Genomic DNA, 22,053 nt, shown 5'->3' with positions numbered 1-22,053 from the left:
TTCTTTTCATATGGTCCATAAGACGTCCAGGAGTTGCTGAGATAATATGAGGCCTTTTCTTAAGGGCCTTGATTTGACGATTAATGTCCTGCCCCCCATAAATAGGTAATGTTTTAACTCCTTTTACCTGTCCAATTCGATTTAACTCTTCAGCTACTTGAATCGCCAGTTCACGCGTCGGCGCTAGCACAATCCCCTGAATTGCTTCTTCAGAAAGCTCAACTCGTTCTATAAGGGGGATACCAAAAGCTGTTGTCTTGCCAGTACCTGTTTGAGCTTGACCAATTAGATCTTTACCCGTCATAGCTATCGGAATAGCTTCAGCCTGAATCGGTGTAGCCTCTTCAAACCCCAAGTTATGAATGGCCTTTTCAATGTCCTTGCTTAAATGGAAATCAGAAAAATTTTTCAACTATTTCGTGCTCCTTCTCTTACTTAATTCAGAAATGAGAAAGGTACTCTTTAACCAGAGATTCTGCTTATTCATTCCTGTGTATGGTAAATCAGTGTTACTATCCACGAATATCTTGTTCTAACATATCTGTACAAGACGAACTCATGCCTTATTTTATCCGCGCTTACGTGTATTTATAAATTCTTATAGTACCTGTAAAGAGTAATGTAATTTAGAAAGATATGGTTCCTACTATTTCTTTTTTAAAAGGTATACTACTTAGGAGGAAGGATGATGTAGTTATGTATTATAACCATAGGAAGAAAGATCAAGAACCCTTACCAAAAGAACAAACAATGATTTGGGAATGTAAGTCAGAAGAGTGTAATGGTTGGATGAGAAAAAACTTCTCTTATGAAAATCGACAAAAGTGTCCTTTATGTGGCCATAAAATGAGAGTTGAAAAACGACTTTTAGATGCGTCACCTAATCCCCATCAAAAATAATTTATGGCTGCCTTTTGGATAAATCCCTAAAAAATTTCTGGCACTTCTTTAACTGAAATTAAACTTCTTACCAAAAAAACACGCGATATTTGCTTTATATTTCTAATATGTGGTATAACTAGTCCATACCTTGTACCGTTCGTTTTATCTAGAAACCAGACTTAAAACTCTGGTTTTTCTATTATATCTAGATTTTAAAAGTAGATATAATACGCTTTTTGCTAGCTAACGGAATCAAAAGTAAAAAAAGACTCCCAGGTGGAGTCTTTTTTACTCATTTTAATTATGCTACTTTATGAACGTTAGCAGCTTGTGCTCCACGTTGGCCTTGTTCGATATCAAACGTTACTTTTTGACCTTCGTCTAACGATTTAAAGCCTTCACTTTGAATAGAGCTGAAATGTACGAATACATCGTCTCCTCCTTCGATTTCGATAAAACCGAACCCTTTGTCTGCATTAAACCATTTCACTGTACCTTGTTCCATAATATTGCCTCCTAGTGTAGAATACTCCACACTTATATTACTACCCTTGTCCAACTATACTATCTTAAGATGAAAATTTCTATGGAAGAGATTTCTCTTCTCTTAATCCTACACCGAACAAAAATAATTAACTTAATCGTAACATATAAAACCGAATATAGCAAATACAGGAAAAATGACCCTTTCAAGCGTGAAATCCTATTGTAAAAAGATTAATTTAAGATCTACTAGGAGTAAATAAATTCAATTGACTTTCCACATATGTAGCTTACATACAAAATAGTAAGCGTGTTAAGAGACCTGCTGTTTTTGTGTAGATGAAATTTTTTATAAAATGGATATCTTGGGTACAATACAGGGTATATACGTGGTAGAGGGGGGATCGTTTGAGACTGAAGGATGGAGACTTTTATACAGATAGTAGAAACGGTAAGGTATATAGATTAAATGAAGATGACAAGGGCAGCTGGTATGTGAGTACACATGAAGATAATGATAAACTGTCTAGAACATCGGGGCGTGATATGATGAAATTGTTAAAGAGTTTTTATACCAAAATGAACAAAAGTTGAACATTCATAGCTCTGAAAAACTACCGGCCCTCGTCATCATTTAGAGGAGGTAGTTTTTTATTCGCAATATATTTAAAAAATAGTGGCTCAAAACCTGTTGGTAAGATACAGGCTTACAAGCACCATTACATAGCTAGGACTACAATAATCCTAATGCTTTAATCAAACTGATTTTTTCCCACACACTTTTTCCTTTTATTAAGAAAATACATTCACACATGTATGACAGTTGTCATACTAGTTACTTGACGTTTATATCTTTTGTTACCAGCTACTATGTTCTACTATAAATGTAAAGAAGAGTTGTATATTAAATATGGTAAAGATGTAAGGAGGAACACATGAGCAAACAAAAAACGACTGAATTAAGAAAAAATGTAGCACCTTTTGAAAAATCCAATACGAAATCGAGTATAAAGCAATTAATAAACACATTCCTACCGTTTTTACTACTTTGGTTTCTAGCTTGTAAAAGTTTGTCCGTTTCTTATTGGCTAACCCTGCCATTAGCTATTGTTACAGCCGGGTTCGTCGTCCGAATCTTCATTATTTTCCATGATTGTTGTCATCAATCATTTTTCAAAAGCCGCAAAGCAAATAATATCCTTGGTACAATCAGTGGGGTTATAACCATGTTTCCGTATGAACAGTGGAAACGAAGCCACTCGATTCATCATGCCACGAGCAGCAACTTAGATAAACGAGGAACTGGTGATGTGTGGGTCATGACAGTTGATGAATATGTTGCAGCTTCCTACTGGGGCCGGTTGGCTTACCGAGTTTACCGCAATCCAATTGTTATGTTTGGATTAGGTCCCATCTATCTTTTCTTCGTTTCTAACCGTTTGAACCGAAAAGACGCGAAACGAAAGGAACGTTTGAACACATATTTAACCAATTTCTCAATTGTTGCAGTGTATGCACTTTTATGTTGGGGCATTGGTTGGCAAGCTTTTCTGCTCGTTCAAGCTCCCATCCTCTTTGTAGCAGGATCACTTGGAATTTGGCTATTTTACGTACAGCATCAATTTGAGGATTCCTACTTTGAAAACGAAAAGGAGTGGGATTACGTGAAGGCTGCGGTTGATGGTAGCTCCTATTACAAGCTTCCTAAAGTTTTACAATGGGTAACAGGTAATATTGGTTTCCATCATGTACATCATTTGGCTCCAAGAGTTCCAAACTATAATTTAGAAAAGGCGCATGAGTCTACGCCACCATTACAGAAAGCAACAACCATTACACTAAGCACAAGCTTGAAGTCTCTTCGTTTTCGACTTTTAGATCAACAAAATAAACGTTTTGTAAGCTTCAAAGAAATTAAGCATCTACTAGACAATGAAAAATCGCGTGTGAATTTGAATAACAAAAGACCAAACCTCGATAAAAATTGAATATCCATACGATAAAATCATTCAATTTTAATAAAAAAATACCTGGATTAGCTGAACTATAACCCGAATAAGGGTCACTACATAAAAAGTGTCCCTTATTCGGGCTTTTTCAATTGAGCACTTTGTCAGATTTTCTTACTATTAAATCATTTCTTTTCGTCTTTTAGTATCATCACTCAGGAAGTTCTGGTTTTTGTACCAAGAGTGGAGGAGATAGTTGAAAAAGTACCGAGATATTGCTATTATAACTATTGTTTTTGCAAAAGACCCTGAAGGGAATCTTATCGAAATTCAAAATTGGAGAAAATAAATAGGATATACTTATTTTGTACGGGAACCATTGTAAATAGTGAAGTTGTTTTATTACCTAAAATTTCCTAGATAAGGTATAGTTAAAGCGATCCAATACAAAAGAAAGAAGTGCTAACATGCGTAAGCATACAAAATCATTTGAAGATCTAGTAAAAGAGAATAAAGAAGAATTGCTTAAAGATAAACAAGCAATTGAAAAGCTTGAAAAACTTATAGAAAAACGCCATGAAAATATAAAGCTAGCTTAACACAGCTAGCTTTATTTGTAGTTTATAGAGCTAGTTAACATAAAGCGAATTCTCAAAATTAAAGAGTTAATTAAAATGACTTTTACTACCTTGGGAACAATCTAATTATCTTAAAAAACTAATTATGTATCCATTATTTTAAATGTTAAAAATTACAATCGTATAATAAATAGCACCTTGAGCAAACTAATCCAGAGGTCAATATATGATTTCAAAAACAACTTCTAATTACTCACTACTCACAGAAAAAACTACTGGAGCATGGTCAGTAGTTTTTCTGTTTTTATGCTGTACATGTTTAGTTAACATAAGGTTAATAAAGTATAGAATCTCCTCAATAGGGCAGACTGCTAAAGTTCGTTGGATCATATACAATACCTGTTGTATAATTTCTTGTTGCAGTTGCAGACTTCCTAACAAGTCTGTTTCTTTTTATTTAATAATTATAAAAATGAATAATAAATAACATCATGAGCAGACTACTCATGATGTTACAAAACATCGTCCTAACAACAAATGTGTGTAGAGAAAACTACCTTAGTTAAAGGTAGTTTTTTCTCTTTTTAGGCCGTATATGGTATACAAAGTTAGTTAACATAATCAATGTTACCGGAATTAATGACTTTTGTTACCTTTGAAATCATCCAATTATCTTGCATACTTAATTACGTACTCTTTTTTAAAATGATAAAATAGTTAAAACAACTTTTTTACAGAAGTTAAGCCTGGAGGACAGACTACAATGGATAATCTACACTTTCTAGGAGAGAAAATTTTAGAAAAAAAATATGAAATTGCAAAAATGGTACACGTACATAGAAGGGCTGACCTTAAAGAAGTAAAAGACGTTAATCTTACAGATGAAGAGATTATTGAGTTGAGAGCAAACTTCATCAGCTATTTTGGACGGGCTATCATGGAAAAGCTCGATCAAAAAACACTGTTAGATCAGATAGTGAAATGGGGAAAGCAATCAGGAGAATTTGCATCAAATTTAGGGGTTTCTCTTAATGAGGCCTTAGAAGATACAACCTATTATCGAACATTCATATGGGAAATACTTAAAGAAGAAATAAAAAAGAATAATATGTCAATAGATACAGTATTTGAATTAAGCTCAATTATTGATCCCTTATTAGATAAAGCTGTTTTTGCTTTTAGTTTAACTTATGTGAATATTCATCATGAAACATTAAAAAAAGCAAAGAGTGCTTTCCTTGAATTATCAGTACCTGTAGTTCCAATTACAAAAGGCATTGCTGTACTCCCTCTTGTTGGAGAGGTAGATCCGGAAAGAGCCACGCTTTTATTAGAAGAAACATTAGAGAAAGCAAATATACTACAGCTATCACACTTGCTATTCGACCTCTCTGGCGTGATGATTGTAGATACCATGGTTGCCCATCAAATTTTTAAAATTGTAGAGGCGTTAGGTCTTCTTGGGGTAAAAACGATACTAATTGGTATCCGACCTGAAGTTGCTCAAACAATGATCCAACTTGGAATTGATTTTAGCAAAATAACTATAAAAGCAAACCTAGAACAAGCACTTCTTGGTTTAAATTTAACCATAGATTCCTTAGAGGACAAAGACTCTTGAGAGGATAGATATTCTTCAATATACAGCTTTTTATACATTGTTCATATGATAGCCTTTTACTATTCAAACGCACAAAAATGCCTGTTAAAAAAGCATTCTTAGGTAGTAAATAAATTTAGTGACAGCAAAAAAACATTAGATATAGAAGCTATCTAATGTTTTTTGCTGTAGTGTTATTTTGAGATTTTTCTTCTAGAAACTGTTTAAATTCTTCTTTGCTCACATTTAAATTCATTGCGTCTTTAACTAACCTCATCCACTCTTCTGGTAGAACTGCTGTAGACTTCTTCATAATTGAACACCTTCCCACATAAATAATTATTTATCATTCACCTGTTGTTTTCAACTTAAAATCTTGTTTTATAGTGACCAACCACTATATTACAACTAAATAGTTAATCCTCTTTACTTTAATCGACCATAGGTAGCTGTTGAAACAGTAGGTTTGGATCTGATTCTCTAATGGTTTAAAAGAGGCTGCCTTTAAGTGTTACATACTTAGAGAACAGCCTCTAAGTTATTATTATGGGATGGCATAAACCTCGACAGTGAAGCTTTCTCCATCGGTGTTTTCCGGTCTAGCGACGTAGAAATCTTCGCTCGTTTTGATTTCTGTCTCAGATCCGTCTGTAAGGTCATTAAAGATCGTTTCGTCAATGCCGAAGCTGATGTCTTTCATGACATCGAATTTCGCATTAGTAGGACCATCGACGATTTTCCATTGTAACTTGGTCGCATAAGAAGGAATGTTCCCGATCGTGAAGTTATCACTTGATCGGTTATCCTGTCCGTCCTGAGGCTGGCCTTCCGATCGGATCGTCGCTATTTTCTCAGGGGCTTCAACCTGCACATTGAAAGTATCCCCATCTAGAATCCTGTCATAGGCGTACCAGGCACCAAGCCATGTCCCTGCAGCACCGTTCGATTCGCTTGAAATCATTCTTACTGAAAAATTATCCGATCCATTGGTCGCCGAACCTTCCCAGGTGGAAGCAAACGGATATTCGTCACACTGTTTGCCGGTCCGATCCTCATCTCCGAATTCCCTGTCACAAGTCCTTCTTGTCTTGTTCCTATTGCGATTATATCCATCCTGATGACGTTTCGTATACATCCGTGTCAGTGTGCTGTCTCCCACAGCTCCCGGTATTTTCTTTCCAACCATTTGAGGCTTCGTCTGATCTGGATGATCCATCGCAAACTTCCAATGTTGTCCAGCTTCGGCTAACATCGAAAATTCTGGCTTTGTGACCGGAACATTGAAGATTGGTGTGGCTTTACTGAATACGGCTCCTTGCCAGAAATATTGATCAGGGAAAGCAAACATATATTTTGCAGAATCGTAACGAACGGTCTGTTTAATACCATCAATGCTCTTTTTGAATTTCCTTGGCGCATGTGTAAGGGTAAGTTTTGGCCAAAATTCCATGTACCCTAACTGATCAGGGTTTGCGTCAGTTGGTGGAGGTGCTTCTGATGTGAAAATTTCTGTGCTGAAGTTTGTGTTTTTCCATTGGGCGATTGTTCGTTCCGTCGGCGGAAAGTCAGGATCCTCTTTACAGTCACCTGCGTTCACCTTGGATTCACATACCATATCAATTTTCAACTTGGCTCCATTCAAGGATGGATGAGTAACGAGGATATCATCAAGTGTATAATAGACCCTCATTTTTCGGCTTTGGTTGGAGCCATAACCTATTTCAGTGAATTGAAATTGAACGCCTTCGTAAAAACAGAACCCACCAATGCATTTTGTTGGGACTTGATATGTGGCGACGTGGGACCAACAGAAGGAATACCGGTTCTTAATATACCCTGTTTCTGAACTGCTGTCTGGACTTCTCTGGCATTCTTCCGTAGTAAGGATATGGTCATAGTCGAAATCAGGGGGTGTCCATCCGGCTGCTGTCTTAATCGGAGGCGCTATGTTCGCTCTGTATGTTGTGTCACTTTGCTGGTCTTCCTCCATCAATTTATCTAATGTCTGGATGCCTTCTTTTTTCTGGATCTGATCTTGCTTGATCCCAATCTCTTCAACTGACTTGCCTTGCTTCATAAGTTTAGTTGCCTTTTCAATCTTCTCCTTGTTGTTTGGGAGCCAATAACCCCCGCCATTTGAATCAGACTGCGCTTGTGCCGGTGAAATCATTCCTGTAACCAAAAACAAAAAAAGTACAGATAAAACGATACGTCTATAAAACCTGGACATCTTATCCCTCCCTTATTTTTGATTTGGAATAAAATGTTGTCTTAGAAACAACTAGAGGAATTTTCTTTGCAAACAATAAACTAGGTTCATTACTTCGATGGCATCCAAATCGATGATAGGATACTACAAAAAAATTTTTCCCACAATATACTCTAAGGAAAATGAAACCAAAAACCTACAATAATTACCATGTTGGATAGCGTACTAGGAAAAATGGGTCATATAAAGAATTCTTTTATTTATAAAAATTCTCCACAATCGGGTGCCATTTTGGAACAACACAGACAGCTTGTTCAGCTAATTACATATATAGAATATTTGACTCTACTATCCTTCCTAATTTATCATTTTGTAAGTATACTAATCGCTTAATCGATTAGTATTAGAGTAAATAAATGAAGTGAAAGGAGAACAAAATTGAATCACAATGAACAGTTACGTACCTTTTTACTGGATAACGCTAAACGCCTAACGGAAGAATGGTACGATTCATTAGATAAAAAAAAGGCTGTAGGAGTTTATGCTTCTACTGATCCTGAAGTTATTCAAACCTTAAAAGAACAAGATTATGAATTTCGTCTATATATCTGTAATGTATTCGTAAGCAATACTGTGATTGTATAGAAGAGTTCGTAAGTACATATGAAGGATTTATTGATCCTAAACTGATAAACGCATGGAATGAAAATGTCATTCGAATTTTTGACATTACCATATTAAACTTTATAACAGCAGCTCAGGAAACCTCCTCCCTTCAATTAAAAGCACAACAAGAAATGATTCATGAATTAAGTTCACCGGTCATCACCATAAAAAAAGATATCGCGCTTTTGCCACTGGTTGGAGATATTGATACTACAAGAGCAAAAATAATCTTAGAGAGTACGTTACAGCAATGTGGTGATAAACGTATTGCTCACCTTTACATTGACCTATCAGGGGTTGTTACTGTTGACACAATGGTTGCGCATCAAATATTTCAATTAATTGATGCCCTTGGTCTACTTGGAGTGAAGTCTACCTTATCTGGTATTAGACCAGAAGTTGCCCAAACAGCTATTCAACTTGGTCTTTCATTTGAAAATATAAGAATTAAATCGAACCTTGCTCAAGCACTAGACTCTGATATTCAAATATCTCTCCAGTAAAAATTGGTCAAACGTCCTTCGCTCTTGGTTTGTCATGCTGGAAATAGATTTATTCTTATTACAGACTCTCTAACAAACTCTTTTCTGCATTTTATGTTTTTTTTATATAAAATAATTATGTTTTATTTCTTAATCGAAAGGGTAATGTATTAATCTGGATTGGAATTTTACAAGAAACAGTTTTTTTGATCTGTTTCTTTTTTTTATGATTATAAAACGAATAATTAATGATAGTTTAAAAAACTACTCAAGAAGTTCTAAGGCTTTCAATGCATTGGATGATATTGGAGTAAAATCTACTGTATAAGCAGTAGGTTTTTCTGTTTTCAGGCTGTATATGCTATAAAACTTTAGTTAGCATAGTGGGCATTATAAGAAACCAAATCCTTTATATATTAAGAATTTGGTTTCTGTGTTTATCAAAAAATGATTAATATGTTTATTTAATAACAAAAATCAAATTGAGTCAGTTTGGTTAGGAAAATAAAAATATGCAGCAACCATTATCATGTTAGTAGGATATCATTTAATAAAGCTAGCTCTACTTTGAAAGGGTCGTTAATTTTTCTAAGCTCACAATAACCAGAACTATAAATATGAATAATCTTAAATCTTTTACCACGATATAAAACTTCTTTATTAATTGACATACCTTCCCTCCAGATTCACTATCATAGTTTACTCAACATATTAATCATTTTTTTTATTCAAAATTCATCTGGAATAAAATCAAGTTACTTTTCCCTTTCTTGTATATTTCAAAACATAAATTTAAACAAAATTTAAAATACACTCAATTTTTTATGTATATACATATTTTTTACTACCTAGGGCAAATTAATCAAGATACAACAAAGCGTCAACACAACATTTCAATCACTGTTAGAAAAAGGCTGCCTCTTTGACTAGAAGAGGTAGTCTTTTTTCAGCATTTATATAAAAAAAGCAGAGATTCTAACCATGTTTTGATATAGGGTCTTTGTTTTTTTGTAATAAAAAGTATTTAATATATATATTACAAATAATCCTTCATAATACATATAGAAATATACACTAGACTACGTATAATTAATGCCATAAGAATTACTAAAAAAGAGGTAACTATAATGTTAAAAAACAAGCCGGAAAACCTACAAATGTTTAAGTTGGACTAATCAGTATTAAAAAATAATAAAATAGTTAATGGCTTTGCCCTGATAAAATCTGTTAAGGATACAGATAAAATTGTAAAATTAGCTAAATTAGATATATCTACAAAGGAAAGAGCATTCATTCAAGATGTGAAAATCTTAAAAATTAAGATCTTTTGATCTTAGACATATAACTTAAATACATAAGAAAAACCACTGATTAGGCCCAGTGGCTTTTCTCTTTTTACATATACAAAGTAAACTTAGTTTAAAGCGTTAGAAAAGACAGATTTTCACGAATGAGTTGTTAACCGTCGGAAATTTTGAAGGGCATCAAAACCTGCCTTAGTTCCGTTACCAACTAAAACTAAAGCAGTACATACTCCAAATGTTGCTAGATTTGAATGAGCAATCAATTGGGCAGAACAGATACGAATATTACTTCTTGCAAACTCAACGGCTTTTACCTCATATTTGAAATCACTACCTTTATAATTACCATAAGAGTGTCTCATTCTAGGTAGATCTCCTCCGTTATCTAAAAACATGTTAGTTGAACCAGAATAAGATTTCATATGTAAATTTATAAGCTTGTCTAAATCTTGACTACACTTAATTGTTCTTTTATCTAAAAATCCATAATTACTACCTAGATCAATTAATTCTTTTCTTTTTTTCACAATACACTTTAGTAAGTCTTCTTTTTGACCTACTGGATGAACTATCATTGACATAGTTTCTTCTCACCTCATCGAAATTTTTCAGTCTCTAGGAAATTTAGTAGGTCCATAATAAAAAGATAGAGCCAACAAAAGATATTATGAGCAATATAAGTTAAAATGAAAACGGTTTCTACAAAACATATCAAAAAATCACAATAAAATACAAAAATTGCAGACATTAATGAGTTATCTGTCCGAAAAAAGTGTACTTTCTAGTAGTAAGATGTCCTACTTATAATTCAGCATAAAGAGTGGGTTTTTCACCATATTTATAATAAGGATAAATTGCAACTATTAAGTAACAGTAACCTAAAGGTGGTGAGCTTTTATGAAAAACAGAGATAAAAGACGAAAAAAGAAACGTGATTTTTTAAAGGAGTACTTAAAAAATAAGTTAGGAAATTGGAAGCCTAGACTTGGCAAAGAACCTACCTCTAACTCTAAGACGACGACTCATGAAAATAGAAACCTTGATTAGATAATATGTAGGTGTAGGTATTCAGAAGTTTTTCACCATGAAAAATAGTCCCCTTTAGAAGTCTAGCTCTAGAGGAGACGGGGACTTGCTTATTAATGAGAGAATTCAATACCGATTTTAACTGTTCACTCGTTGTAGAATCTAAGATTTCGATTTTATTATTGATTTTGGTTCCTACAGCACCAATTCGTAAAGTGCTTTCTTTTGGGATTTTCGCTTCAATCATCTCTAATGTAAGTAAAATGGACTCGTGAGCTTTATCTCCACCTGAACTACGTGAAGAAGCACTAATAACAGCTACTGGTTTATTCACAAATTCTCCCGAGGATACAATCCAATCAAGAGCATTTTTTAGGGACCCTGGAACTCCCCTAGCGTATTCTGGTGTACATATTATTACACCATCAGCTAATTTCAGTTGGTTACGTAAGTCCTTAACAGGGTCAGGAGGACTATCAGTATCTATTTCAGGGTTAAAATGAGGAAGAAGTCCCAATCCTTCATAAAATTGAAAATCAATATTTTCAGGTCTTAGATTAGAAATAGCATACAGAACATTTGTATTGGAAGAATTTTTACGCAAACTCCCTGAGATTGCGAGTATCTTTATTCTGTTTTTATTCATGGTATCACCCTATTCCCTCATTATTTATACGGTTTTCATCATATTATTTAAAATATCATAAACCAATGGGAAAGCAATAAAACCATCATCTTCTAGAAAATGACCACCCTTTTCAACTGGATAAAATGATGTATCTAATTGGTTTGATAAACTTTGACTTAATTGAAAAGGAACAATATAGTCGTTTTTTGCAGCAATAACAGCACGTGAGTTAGTTGCAGAAATTATTTTTTGATAATCCACTTCTTTAACTGTAAAAGGATCTAGTGAAGATAAAGATGATAATCGTTCAGAAAAGCCAGAAACAAGAATAAATCCTCCAAACCCTGGTAACGGATTTAATTTTTCTAGATAGTTCAATAGCGTGATAGATCCTAAGCTATGTGCTACAAAATAAGTGTTGTCATCTAAATTCTTTATTTTATTAGCCAATGTTTCCAACCATTCTTCTTTCTTGGGATCGGACGAATTTGGCATGTGAAGAACCGAAACTTGATGATTATCTGCTATTAATTTTTCTTTTAGCCACGGAAACCAATGATTAGATGGTGAGGCTCCATATCCATGGATAATATATACTTGTTTTCTCATTGCTAATCCCCTTTTCTTTTTATAGATGTAAAACCAGTATATTACTAATCTAGACCGATATGGTAGGATAAGCATTTGAATGAGCAGTTAAAAGAATCTTTTAAACGAAGATCTTTTTCAGTGCCGACAATCTGAATTATGTTAAAATTTACTATATTGGATTTGATTTTACTTTTCAAGGAGGAAATGCATATGGTTGGAATCGCAAAAACCCCTGAACCACCTTATTTTGCAGTGATTTTTGCTTCGCAGAGAACTGAAGGAGATAAGGGATATGGAGTAATGGCAGATAAAATGGTAGAACTCGCTTCTAACCAGAAAGGATTTTTAGGAGTAGAAAGTGCCAGAGATAAAGATTTAGGAATCACAGTTTCATATTGGGATTCTTTAGAGTCGATAAAAGCTTGGAAAGAAAACTCAGCTCATATTGCACCACAAAACAAAGGGAAAACGGAATGGTATAAAAATTTTTCTTTTAGAGTTTGTAAAGTTGAAAGACATAGCTTTTTTGAGATGTAATTATTTTTTAGGTATAAAATATGGGAACGTCCGATTTGGATGTTCCCGTTCTTATTCCAATAAAGCCCTCCATAATGAAATAACTGTAAAGCTAATGAAGCTTTTTTAAAAGCTGCGTTTCGCTGCCCAAGCTCCTTGCATTTTACTTAGGAATACAATTTGCCCAATATGATATGCGTTGTGCATTGCTAAACTCTTCAGTTCAAGCACTAATGATCGTTCTCCAGGGATCTGTCTATACAAATCTTCATGTTCTGATTTTGCTAGTATTTTTTCAAGTTCACGATGAACATAAAAGTATTCTTGCTTTGTTTCCTTCCAATTTTGAACCGTCTCAGTTGGTAATCGAAATGTAGATCCATTATCTTCTGCCTGTGGTTCATTCTCTGTTTCACCAAGAAATCGCATCAGAAGTCTCTTTTCATAGAAAAGTAAATGACAAACTAATTCCCAAATGGAATTCATTGTCCCATCAGCTGGTTTCCAAACTGCCTGTTCAAGAGTAATATCCTCTAGCACTTTTTCAAGTGGTGGAAACCAGTCTTCTTCATCTAAGCAGCTTGCCCATTGTTGTAACAAAAGTGTCTTTGCATCCATTTTCTATTCCCTCCAATTTAATTTAATTCCTTTAAACTGGCCCTTTAACGGAACAATGGGAGTTCCATTATTCTGAAAATTCCGATAAGATTAGTTTATCATAAGTCGCGTTAACTGAGAAAGAACAACTGTCAAAAACCATTCCCCAAAAACGATGGTTTTTGACTAAGTTTAAATTCTATAGATAAACAAGAACCTACAATCATTACAACAGCATACTTCTTTTTAGTATGAGCGTATTTTAGAGATAATTCTTTTACATAATGATGATCCAGTAACAGAGGTTCTTTACTAAGTACCTTATATTGATGTCCTCCTAACAAAACCGCAGAAACGAGAGCGCCCACTCCTATAGTAGCAATTAGAATAATTAAAAATGTAGAAAGTTCTTTGTTTGGATCGAACAACCAATAAGGTATGGTCGATAGGATGAGCAAACTAACTCCCAAAGATACATATTTGTGTGTTTTCCCTTGAAAGGCTAAAAATCCTTCAGCCATTTCCTTACTTACATAATAGCCTTTTTCAGTGTTGCTTTCTTGTACGACTGTATCTTTTAACAAATAATCAATTGAGACTTCAAATATATTTCCTAACAACAACAGCTTTTCAGTCTCCGGAAAGCCCTGGCCATTTTCCCACTTGCTAATCGCCTGTCTTGATGTATTTACCTTTTCAGCTAAAGCTTCTTGTGAGAGACCTTTTTCTTTTCTTAATTTAAAAAGTTTTTCACCAAACGTCATATAGTAATGACCTCCTATCTTTTATTAGGTTAATCATCTCAAATACAACGCTCTTTTTCCATCTTATTACAGATGAACATTGTCAACTTACAGTTGCAATACTGTTATATAGGCAATTTTATATATTATTTCTTAAATAACCTACATAAAATGAGTTAACATAATTACAGTTACCGGTATCAATTCTTAATACAAAAACTGACTTTCTTTAATTATAATTAATAGTAAAATAATGTATATAAAAGGAGGGTTACAATGTATTCACCGGAAGAAGCCTTATTGGCTAGTTCTTTTTATTTTGTATTCATTGTTCTATCTTTTATAATCAGTTTCTTTATTGGAAAGATACTGATTATGAAATCTAATAGATCAATAGGAGAAGTTCAAGCAATTTCTCTCTTTATCCATCTCGTTTTGTTCGGAACAAATTTTAGATATTGGTGGTGGAGCCACTCTATGTCTATTCTTAATATATTCGAATTTTTAGCAACTACATTTATAAGTGTACTTATTTTTATTATCAGCGAATTCATTCTTTATTATTGGTTAAAAAAGCGCTATAAAATGAACCTACATAGAGATGCCTAAACCTAAAAAGTAAAAAATTAACTATATATACCATATAAATTTTTCGTTTACATAACAGGTATTATAAGAAGCCAAATCCTTACAAAGAGTTTGGCTTCTTATAATATCCATTACGTAAACTAAGGTTGTATATGATATATATTAAGTAAAATCTAAATTGCATAATTAATTTTTATTCTTGAACTATGTATTGAGCAGTTGGAGAACTAATTAAAGTACTGATGCCATTAGGATAATAAGGCATAAGTTTATCTGCAGTCTTTAAATCAACCCATTCCACCTTCAGGATGTTTTCTTCCAGAGGAATTTGGTTTGGCTCTTGGATGATTTGCCCTTTAAATACTATAAAAAGAATGTGATTATTATTTATAAATGCTTCATTCAAACTAACGATACCATCTACTTTGATATCATATCCCGTTTCTTCTTTTGTTTCTCGGATTGCTGCTTATTCTAGAGTTTCTCCTTTCTCTACCCCTCCACCTGGAAGGGACCATGTATTATTTCTGTTTAATACCACTAAGATTTTCTCTTTATCTTTGTCTAATAATAGACTGTAAGCTACATCTATCCGATTGAAATCCATTATATCTCCTCCTTTACCATTTCTATATATATATTATAAGTTAATGATTTCTACATTTGGTAAAATTATAGTGGAGGAGATGAAAAAATATGATTATATCTGCAATGGTTGCTGTAGGAAAAGGAAATGTAATTGGAAAGGATAACGATATTCCTTGGAGGCTCCCAAATGACTGGAAGTATCTAAGGAAAGTTACTATGGGGCATTCAATTATTTTAGGTAGGAAAAATTATGAATCTATTGGAAAACCTTTAGATGGACGTAAAAATATCATCATGACTACAAATGAAAATTATAAAGCTCAAGATTGTCATATAGCATATTCAATTGAACATGCTCTTTCCATGTGTGAAGGAGAAGAAGTATTTATCCTTGGCGGAGAAGAAATTTATCGCCAGTTCTTACCCTATACTCATAAATTATACATAACTAGGATCAATCATTATTTTAAGGGTGATCGCTTTTTTCCAGAAGTTGATCTCTCCCTATGGAAAGAGTTATCGGTTGAGAAAGGTACTGAGGATGAAAACAATCATTATGAACATTACTTTCATGTGTATGAAAAGGTAAACTAACTAAATTTGAAAAGATACCGATACAACTAATACATTACTTTAATTGATTTTGTATCTCATATCCATCAATAGTTTACAAATTTCACAAAACGAATAATACTTATATTGGAAGTTGTATAAGACATAAAAGGGGATTTAATTAATGAACAAAGTAATGGATTATTACTCAACATTTGACGAGTGGGGACGTCTAGATAGGGAACCGTTAGAGTTTCAAATTAACTGGCATTATATACAAAAGTATCTACCGGAAAACGGATGTATTTTAGATAATGGGGCTGGCCCAGGTAAATATGCAATGAAACTAGCCGAGAAAGGATTTCAGGTAACGCTAACTGATCTCACTCCTAAATTAGTAAAAGTAGCTGAAAATAAAGCAAAAGAGCTTGATCTTTTTAATCAATTTAATGGATTTCATATTATGGATGCAAAGGATTTAAATTTATTAAAAGACAAAGAATTCGACGCTTCCTTGATGATGGGGCCAATGTATCATCTACAGAATGAACAAGATCGTGATGCTGCTGTTAAAGAACTATATCGTGTGACAAAAAATGAAGGAGTTGTATTTGTTGCCTTTATGTCTAGAATTAGGCATACTCTCTCATCATTATTACATCCAGAAATGTGGAAACCAAATAATACAATTGATAACATCGAAGAGTTTATTGCTACTGGAGACTTTAATCATCAGGATGAAGGAAGATTTACAGGAGCTTATTACTTTGATATACAAGAAATTAATCCTTTTATGGAATCTAATGGATTTGAAACTCTAAGTGTAGTGGGATCATCTAGTATTGGTTCCCTTTTATCTAAAGAACAATGGGATTACTGGACAAATAAGGGACAAGCCGAAGTTGATCGATTAATTGAATTATTAAAGAAAACAGCAACCGACCCTTATACTTTAGGCATTTCATCACATTTACTTTATATTGGTAGAAAAAAGGATAACTAAATAGTTGTCCTTTTTTTCTACCGGTAACGGTGATTATGTTAACTGAGATCGTATGTGATATGCAGCTAAAAAACAGAAAAAACTACCCTGGTGTGTGATAGGGTAGTTTTTTCTGCTACATTATTTAACCAAAGGACTGAAGCCTCACGGCGTCTTGAGTAGTTTGCTCAAAAACAGAATTTATAATCCAATAAGAGTTGTATTCTTTAATTAAGGATTAACAACATGAATTACTTGAAGGTGATTTTTCATTTGGCCCAACGTTATCCTCAATCTTATGAACTTCGCTATCTGATTTTGTATAGAAGAATTCCCATTCGTTTCCGTCAGGATCTGTTACCCAAAACTTATCTTGCACAGCGTAGCAGCAAGTCGTATCCGTTTCTTCACGAGCAAAGAAGCCCTCTTTTTCTAATCGTGTTTTATGAGAAGATATTTCTTCCTGAGTATCTACTTGGAATCCAAAATGATTAACTTAGTTTCCACGTACCTCGTCACGTATATTTAATGTGAAGTTTAATCTTGGTTCATCTAATAAGAATTTTGCATAATCCTCTTTAACCTTTACAGGGCTAGCACCAAATACTTTTTGATAAAATTCAATGGATGCCTCTAGATTGGTTACATTAATTCCTACATGAACATATTTCATTTAAAATTCCTCCTTCGTCTTATACATACTATTAACTTGAATTCCTTAGATTAAGAGCATGAACAGCTTTTACTCGTATCTTTTCTAAATAAACAGCAAAGCTCTTCAGAAAGAATATGATTCACTTCTTTATCATTTAGATCGTAATAGCTCCATGTTCCTTTTGTTTCTTTAACAATGAGATTTGCATCTAATAAAATTTTTAAGTGATATGAGAGCTTAGATTGAGACATTCCAAAGAACTCAGTTAAATCACATACGCATGTCTGCCCTCGCTGACAAAGCTCATACATAATTTCTAATCTTTTTTGATCGGCAAGAGCTTTAAATTTTTTTTCATATTGCTTAAATGTTTGCTTTACCTCGTTGACTTTTTCCACCGTCATTCTCCTTAATCAATTTTTTTTGATTTAAAATTCAAAACTTTTGTATGCTTTTTCAAAGTTGATGTATGTAGTCTTCCCTCTTAACATAGGATCTTGATGAAAAAAGCGCTGAAAAATAAGATTTCTTGCTTCCTTATGATTCATACCTTGAGTATTCATAACTAAATAAAAATACGATTGAAAGTACTTAACAGATAAGTTTCCAGAGTTGTTGACTCTCACTGTTATAACCCTCATTTCTTATTAATCAATTTTTTTTGATGTATTCATCATATCTGGAAAATTTAGATAAATCAAGGAATTAATCAACTTTTTTTGATTAATGTTTAAAATGTATATTTTTGTTGAGTATATAATAAAATACTTATATAATTATATTTAAAGATAAGGAGGCGAGTCATAATGGATGTAAAAGCGCAGGTAGAAGTGGAAAAAGCAGTACAGATACTGAAGTTGCTTGGAGATAAGACAAGATTGTCAATGATGAAGCTGCTCCAAAATAACGAGTGCTGTGTTTGTGAGCTAGTTGAAATTTATAAAGCAAGTCAACCGGCTATTAGCCAACACTTGCGTAAATTAAGAGATATCGAACTTGTAAGTGAAAGACGAAAAGGACATTGGATCTTCTATTCCTTAAATAAAGAAAACAGCTATTATCAGTTTGTCCTTGATATACTCGATTCTTTACCAAGCGAAGATGAACGATTAAAAGAACTAGAAAAGCAAGGTTTACGTATTAATTGTTGCTAATAATAGGAGGTCTGTAAAGTGGTATCAGTTATAGTAGCCTCCCTCATCTTCTTAGTGACATTAATTTTTGTCATTTGGCAGCCAAAGAACTTGTCTATTGGTTGGTCAGCATGTGGAGGCGCAGTATTAGCTCTTTTAGCAGGTGTGGTTGATTTCCATGACGTGCTGGATGTAACTCAAATTGTATGGAATGCAACATTAACGTTTATTGCAGTTATTATTATTTCCTTAATTTTAGATGAAATTGGATTTTTCGAGTGGGCAGCTTTACATATGGCGCGTACTGCAGGAGGCAATGGCGTTCGCATGTTCGTTTATGTATCCCTCCTTGGAGCTGTAGTAGCAGCATTATTCGCAAATGATGGAGCAGCCTTAATTCTAACACCTATTGTACTTGCCATGGTACGAGCACTTAAATTTGAAGATAAAATGGTCTTTCCTTTTATTATCGCCAGTGGATTCATTGCAGATACAACATCGTTACCTCTTGTGGTAAGTAACTTGGTCAACATTGTATCAGCTGATTTCTTTGGTATTCGCTTTTCTGAATTTGCATCACGTATGATTGTGCCAGATCTGTTCTCACTTTTGGCAAGTATTGCTGTCTTATATTTGTACTTTCGTAAAAGCATCCCTAAGAAATACAATCTAGATGATTTACAGAAACCGGTTGAAGCCATTAAAGATAAGAAAATGTTCCGTTTATCAGGAATCGTTTTATTCATTTTAGTTCTTGGTTACTTTATTGGTGAGTTTTTCGATATTCCTGTTTCTATTATCGCAGGTATTATTGCGATTTTATTCTTAGGAATAGCAAGAAAGAGTCCCGCTGTTCACACTAAAAAAGTGTTAGCAGGAGCTCCGTGGGCGATTGTTTTCTTTTCGATTGGTATGTATGTTGTTGTCTATGGATTACGTAATGTAGGGATAACTAAAGTATTAGCAAGCCTCATTCAAGCAACGGCTGACCATGGATTATTTGCTGCAACCATTGGCATGGGATTCATTGCAGCCATACTTTCATCGATTATGAACAACATGCCAACCGTGATGATTGATGCTTTGGCCATTGATGCAACTTCTGCAACAGGTACAATTAAAGAAGCCTTAATTTATGCAAATGTCATTGGTTCGGACTTAGGACCAAAAATTACACCTATTGGCTCTCTAGCCACTCTCTTATGGCTCCACGTTCTTTCGACAAAAGGAGTTAAGATTTCTTGGGGAACCTATTTTAAAACAGGTATTATCTTAACCATCCCAACATTGTTTATTACGCTTGTTGGTTTATATATTTGGTTATCAATTATTTCTTAACACATCATAAAGGAGATTTTACACATGTCTAAAAAAACACTTTATTTCTTATGTACAGGTAACTCTTGCCGTAGTCAAATGGCTGAAGGATGGGCAAAAAAATATCTAAATAATGATGAATGGGATGTACGCAGTGCAGGATTAGAAGCTCATGGATTAAATCCTAACGCTGTAAAAGCAATGAAAGAAGCTGGTGTTGATATTTCAAATCAAACATCTGATGTCATTGATCCTGAAATTCTAAATAATGCGGATTTGGTCGTTACATTATGCGGCCATGCAGCAGATCACTGCCCAGTAACGCCTCCCCACGTGAAGCGTGAACACTGGGGATTTGATGACCCAGCAAAAGCTGAAGGAACAGAAGAAGAAAAATGGGCGTTTTTCCAGCGTGTACGTGATGAAATCGCTGAACGTATTCAACGTTTTGCTGAAACAGGTAAATAATTAATCAAGAAGCAGTCTATTTGTGTAGACTGCTTTATTTCTTCCTGAAATCTGTTTTATAGTAACTAGGAATGTAAGATATACTTTAGTAGTCTAACCAGATTTGTAGATTCATATACATACAAATTTAAAAATGCAGATTGTAATCGATTCTACTTATATAACAGTAAAAGCATACACTTACTTTTTATAAATATAAGATATTCTTTTAGCTAGTTTGTAGAAAAACTTTCGCCTTTACAATTAGATGCGTTTATTGTATGATTACACAACAGGAACATTTGTTCGATACTAAGGGTTTAGAGATGAATAAAGAAACACCAAAACAAACTAAGACAATTAAACATAAAATTTTCTCGCACGGAGCAAAAACATTTGAGCCAACTCTTATTCTTTATCGAAATACCTTGGCGTTTATTGTAAACGTAATAACAATCGGAGGTTTCAAATTATGAATGATAAAAAAGCAGCACTAGATATGGCTCTAAAACAAATTGAAAAACAATTTGGTACAGGATCCATTATTAAAATGGGAGAAGGCACACATACAAAAGTTGAGGCATCTAGCTCAGGCTCATTAGCTTTAGATATAGCTCTTGGAATTAATGGCTATCCCAAAGGAAGAATTATGGAAGTTTACGGGCCCGAAAGTTCAGGTAAAACAACCGTTTCCTTACACGCAATTGCAGAAGTACAAAAAAATGGAGGTCGCGCTGCCTTTATTGATGCTGAACACGCACTGGATCCAGTTTATGCAAGAAAACTAGGTGTAGATATTGATGAGTTACTGTTATCTCAACCAGATACTGGTGAACAGGCACTTGAAATTGCTGAAGCATTAGTTAGAAGTGGTGCTGTAGATATTATTGTTGTTGACTCAGTAGCAGCATTAGTTCCGCAAAAAGAAATTGAAGGAGAAATGGGAGATTCTCACGTAGGTTTACAAGCTCGTTTGATGTCTCAAGCTCTTCGTAAACTATCTGGAGCAATCAATAAGTCTAAAACCATTGCTATCTTCATCAACCAAATCAGGGAGAAAGTAGGCGTTATGTTTGGAAACCCGGAAACAACGCCAGGTGGAAGAGCACTAAAATTCTATTCTTCCGTTCGTCTTGAGGTTCGCCGCGCTGAACAACTTAAATTAGGGAATGACATAGTTGGGAATAAAACAAGAATTAAAGTAGTCAAAAATAAGATGGCACCTCCTTTCCGCATTGCTGAAGTAGATATTATGTATGGAGAAGGTATCTCAAAAGAAGGAGAAATCTTAGACATTGGTTCTGAAGTAGATATTGTTCAAAAGTCTGGATCTTGGTTTTCATATAATGAGGAGCGTTTAGGACAGGGACGAGAAAACGCTAAGATTTTCTTAAAAGAAAACCCTGAAATTAGAGAAGAAATTAGAAAAAGAATTATTGATTTCAAATATGGTGATAATATTAATAACGATAATGTTATAGATAACGATAGCGAAAACGAAAACCAATAAAGGCATAAAACACCTTTCTCACGGCTT

The 22,053-nt window shown here is 34.0% G+C and carries 25 protein-coding genes and 4 pseudogenes; 15 read left to right on the top strand and 14 right to left on the bottom strand.

The window, feature by feature from the left end:
• Nucleotides 1–412, bottom strand: a 412-nt coding sequence (locus AC0C45_RS12350) for a DEAD/DEAH box helicase (RefSeq protein ID WP_472928161.1), incomplete at its 3' end; no start/stop codon positions are given.
• Nucleotides 413–696: 284 nt separating this feature from the next.
• Here AC0C45_RS12350 and AC0C45_RS12345 point away from each other — a divergent pair.
• Entirely contained in the window at nucleotides 697–900 is a 204-nt protein-coding gene (locus AC0C45_RS12345; protein ID WP_047934554.1) for a cold-inducible protein YdjO-related protein, read from the top strand.
• A 283-nt stretch (nucleotides 901–1,183) separates the two neighbouring features.
• Here AC0C45_RS12345 and AC0C45_RS12340 read toward each other — a convergent pair whose 3' ends face one another.
• A complete protein-coding gene (locus AC0C45_RS12340) occupies nucleotides 1,184–1,387 on the bottom strand; it encodes a cold-shock protein (RefSeq protein ID WP_047934552.1) in 204 nt (67 codons plus the stop codon).
• 913 nt (nucleotides 1,388–2,300) lie between these two features.
• Here AC0C45_RS12340 and desA point away from each other — a divergent pair.
• From desA to AC0C45_RS12325, 3 genes are all read left to right on the top strand, one after another.
• Complete coding sequence (desA, locus tag AC0C45_RS12335; RefSeq protein ID WP_047934550.1) at nucleotides 2,301–3,353, top strand: Delta(5) desaturase DesA; 1,053 nt, start codon at nucleotides 2,301–2,303, stop codon at nucleotides 3,351–3,353.
• Nucleotides 3,354–3,781: 428 nt separating this feature from the next.
• Nucleotides 3,782–3,913 (top strand): FbpB family small basic protein, encoded by a 132-nt coding sequence (locus AC0C45_RS12330; RefSeq protein ID WP_074684494.1) that lies wholly within the window; start codon nucleotides 3,782–3,784, stop codon nucleotides 3,911–3,913.
• Nucleotides 3,914–4,655: 742 nt separating this feature from the next.
• Nucleotides 4,656–5,513, top strand: coding sequence for an STAS domain-containing protein (locus tag AC0C45_RS12325; protein ID WP_034652969.1), 858 nt, complete (start codon nucleotides 4,656–4,658; stop codon nucleotides 5,511–5,513).
• Between the two features lie 148 nt (nucleotides 5,514–5,661).
• Here the strand turns inward: AC0C45_RS12325 and AC0C45_RS12320 are convergent, their stop codons facing one another.
• Together AC0C45_RS12320 and AC0C45_RS12315 are read right to left on the bottom strand one after the other, a co-directional pair.
• On the bottom strand, nucleotides 5,662–5,805 hold the full coding sequence (locus AC0C45_RS12320; RefSeq protein WP_080743179.1) for an anti-repressor SinI family protein: 144 nt from the start codon (nucleotides 5,803–5,805) through the stop codon (nucleotides 5,662–5,664).
• Between the two features lie 231 nt (nucleotides 5,806–6,036).
• Nucleotides 6,037–7,722, bottom strand: a complete 1,686-nt coding sequence (locus AC0C45_RS12315) for a NucA/NucB deoxyribonuclease domain-containing protein (protein WP_051975617.1) — start codon at nucleotides 7,720–7,722, stop codon at nucleotides 6,037–6,039.
• Nucleotides 7,723–8,139: 417 nt separating this feature from the next.
• On the opposite strand from AC0C45_RS12315, the gene AC0C45_RS12310 reads away from it, so the two are divergent.
• Nucleotides 8,140–8,346, top strand: coding sequence for a hypothetical protein (locus AC0C45_RS12310; RefSeq protein WP_047934108.1), 207 nt, complete (start codon nucleotides 8,140–8,142; stop codon nucleotides 8,344–8,346).
• Nucleotides 8,347–8,423: 77 nt separating this feature from the next.
• A pseudogene (locus AC0C45_RS12305) lies at nucleotides 8,424–8,870 on the top strand (STAS domain-containing protein); the annotation flags it as partial.
• 506 nt (nucleotides 8,871–9,376) lie between these two features.
• Here AC0C45_RS12305 and AC0C45_RS12300 read toward each other — a convergent pair.
• The 4 genes and pseudogenes from AC0C45_RS12300 to AC0C45_RS12285 all read right to left on the bottom strand — a co-directional run bounded on the left by AC0C45_RS12300 (nucleotide 9,377) and on the right by AC0C45_RS12285 (nucleotide 12,416).
• On the bottom strand, nucleotides 9,377–9,520 hold the full coding sequence (locus AC0C45_RS12300) for a hypothetical protein (protein ID WP_168797090.1): 144 nt from the start codon (nucleotides 9,518–9,520) through the stop codon (nucleotides 9,377–9,379).
• A 773-nt stretch (nucleotides 9,521–10,293) separates the two neighbouring features.
• Nucleotides 10,294–10,734, bottom strand: a complete 441-nt coding sequence (locus AC0C45_RS12295) for an aspartyl-phosphate phosphatase Spo0E family protein (RefSeq protein ID WP_307597222.1) — start codon at nucleotides 10,732–10,734, stop codon at nucleotides 10,294–10,296.
• A 557-nt stretch (nucleotides 10,735–11,291) separates the two neighbouring features.
• A pseudogene (locus AC0C45_RS12290) lies at nucleotides 11,292–11,825 on the bottom strand (NADPH-dependent FMN reductase); the annotation flags it as partial.
• A 24-nt stretch (nucleotides 11,826–11,849) separates the two neighbouring features.
• Nucleotides 11,850–12,416 (bottom strand): RBBP9/YdeN family alpha/beta hydrolase, encoded by a 567-nt coding sequence (locus tag AC0C45_RS12285; RefSeq protein ID WP_257063210.1) that lies wholly within the window; start codon nucleotides 12,414–12,416, stop codon nucleotides 11,850–11,852.
• A 192-nt stretch (nucleotides 12,417–12,608) separates the two neighbouring features.
• On the opposite strand from AC0C45_RS12285, the gene AC0C45_RS12280 reads away from it, so the two are divergent.
• Nucleotides 12,609–12,935 carry an antibiotic biosynthesis monooxygenase family protein gene (locus AC0C45_RS12280; protein WP_047933402.1) on the top strand — a complete coding sequence of 109 codons (327 nt, stop codon included), beginning with the start codon at nucleotides 12,609–12,611 and terminating at the stop codon, nucleotides 12,933–12,935.
• Between the two features lie 105 nt (nucleotides 12,936–13,040).
• On the opposite strand, the gene AC0C45_RS12275 is transcribed toward AC0C45_RS12280, so the two are convergent.
• Together AC0C45_RS12275 and AC0C45_RS12270 are read right to left on the bottom strand one after the other, a co-directional pair.
• On the bottom strand, nucleotides 13,041–13,532 hold the full coding sequence (locus AC0C45_RS12275; RefSeq protein WP_171777417.1) for a DinB family protein: 492 nt from the start codon (nucleotides 13,530–13,532) through the stop codon (nucleotides 13,041–13,043).
• 188 nt (nucleotides 13,533–13,720) lie between these two features.
• Nucleotides 13,721–14,275: pseudogene (locus AC0C45_RS12270) on the bottom strand (helix-turn-helix domain-containing protein); the annotation flags it as partial.
• 255 nt (nucleotides 14,276–14,530) lie between these two features.
• Here AC0C45_RS12270 and AC0C45_RS12265 point away from each other — a divergent pair.
• Complete coding sequence (locus AC0C45_RS12265; RefSeq protein ID WP_047933400.1) at nucleotides 14,531–14,863, top strand: hypothetical protein; 333 nt, start codon at nucleotides 14,531–14,533, stop codon at nucleotides 14,861–14,863.
• Between the two features lie 172 nt (nucleotides 14,864–15,035).
• Here AC0C45_RS12265 and AC0C45_RS12260 read toward each other — a convergent pair whose 3' ends face one another.
• Both AC0C45_RS12260 and AC0C45_RS12255 read right to left on the bottom strand, forming a co-directional pair.
• A complete protein-coding gene (locus AC0C45_RS12260) occupies nucleotides 15,036–15,305 on the bottom strand; it encodes an NUDIX hydrolase (RefSeq protein WP_472928166.1) in 270 nt (89 codons plus the stop codon).
• Nucleotides 15,306–15,311: 6 nt separating this feature from the next.
• Nucleotides 15,312–15,449, bottom strand: a complete 138-nt coding sequence (locus AC0C45_RS12255) for an NUDIX hydrolase (protein ID WP_472928160.1) — start codon at nucleotides 15,447–15,449, stop codon at nucleotides 15,312–15,314.
• An 89-nt stretch (nucleotides 15,450–15,538) separates the two neighbouring features.
• Here AC0C45_RS12255 and AC0C45_RS12250 point away from each other — a divergent pair, with 89 nt between their 5' ends.
• Both AC0C45_RS12250 and AC0C45_RS12245 read left to right on the top strand, forming a co-directional pair.
• Nucleotides 15,539–16,024 carry a dihydrofolate reductase gene (locus AC0C45_RS12250; RefSeq protein ID WP_047752035.1) on the top strand — a complete coding sequence of 162 codons (486 nt, stop codon included), beginning with the start codon at nucleotides 15,539–15,541 and terminating at the stop codon, nucleotides 16,022–16,024.
• Between the two features lie 142 nt (nucleotides 16,025–16,166).
• Entirely contained in the window at nucleotides 16,167–16,985 is an 819-nt protein-coding gene (locus tag AC0C45_RS12245) for a class I SAM-dependent methyltransferase (protein ID WP_216874796.1), read from the top strand.
• Nucleotides 16,986–17,202: 217 nt separating this feature from the next.
• On the opposite strand, the pseudogene AC0C45_RS12240 reads toward AC0C45_RS12245, so the two are convergent.
• Nucleotides 17,203–17,637: pseudogene (locus AC0C45_RS12240) on the bottom strand (ArsI/CadI family heavy metal resistance metalloenzyme).
• Between the two features lie 50 nt (nucleotides 17,638–17,687).
• Nucleotides 17,688–18,023 (bottom strand): ArsR/SmtB family transcription factor, encoded by a 336-nt coding sequence (locus AC0C45_RS12235; RefSeq protein ID WP_047933394.1) that lies wholly within the window; start codon nucleotides 18,021–18,023, stop codon nucleotides 17,688–17,690.
• 402 nt (nucleotides 18,024–18,425) lie between these two features.
• Between AC0C45_RS12235 and AC0C45_RS12230 the strand changes: the two genes are divergently transcribed.
• From AC0C45_RS12230 to recA, 5 genes are all read left to right on the top strand, one after another.
• On the top strand, nucleotides 18,426–18,773 hold the full coding sequence (locus AC0C45_RS12230) for an ArsR/SmtB family transcription factor (protein WP_080743177.1): 348 nt from the start codon (nucleotides 18,426–18,428) through the stop codon (nucleotides 18,771–18,773).
• A gap of 18 nt (nucleotides 18,774–18,791) precedes the next feature.
• Nucleotides 18,792–20,090: an arsenic transporter gene (locus tag AC0C45_RS12225; protein ID WP_237893823.1), complete on the top strand. Its 1,299-nt coding sequence runs from the start codon at nucleotides 18,792–18,794 to the stop codon at nucleotides 20,088–20,090.
• 24 nt (nucleotides 20,091–20,114) lie between these two features.
• Complete coding sequence (arsC, locus tag AC0C45_RS12220) at nucleotides 20,115–20,537, top strand: arsenate reductase (thioredoxin) (protein ID WP_013056447.1); 423 nt, start codon at nucleotides 20,115–20,117, stop codon at nucleotides 20,535–20,537.
• Between the two features lie 260 nt (nucleotides 20,538–20,797).
• The gene (locus AC0C45_RS12215; RefSeq protein ID WP_016766416.1) at nucleotides 20,798–20,992 is read left to right on the top strand and encodes a hypothetical protein; all 195 of its coding nucleotides are present in this window, start codon (nucleotides 20,798–20,800) and stop codon (nucleotides 20,990–20,992) included.
• A complete protein-coding gene (gene recA, locus AC0C45_RS12210; protein WP_013082635.1) occupies nucleotides 20,989–22,026 on the top strand; it encodes a recombinase RecA in 1,038 nt (345 codons plus the stop codon). The genes AC0C45_RS12215 and recA overlap by 4 nt, the downstream gene beginning before the upstream one ends.
• Nucleotides 22,027–22,053: the final 27 nt, after the last annotated feature.

This window comes from Priestia sp. VA7, assembly GCF_055710015.1.
This window is presented reverse-complemented; position numbering and strand designations above follow the sequence as displayed.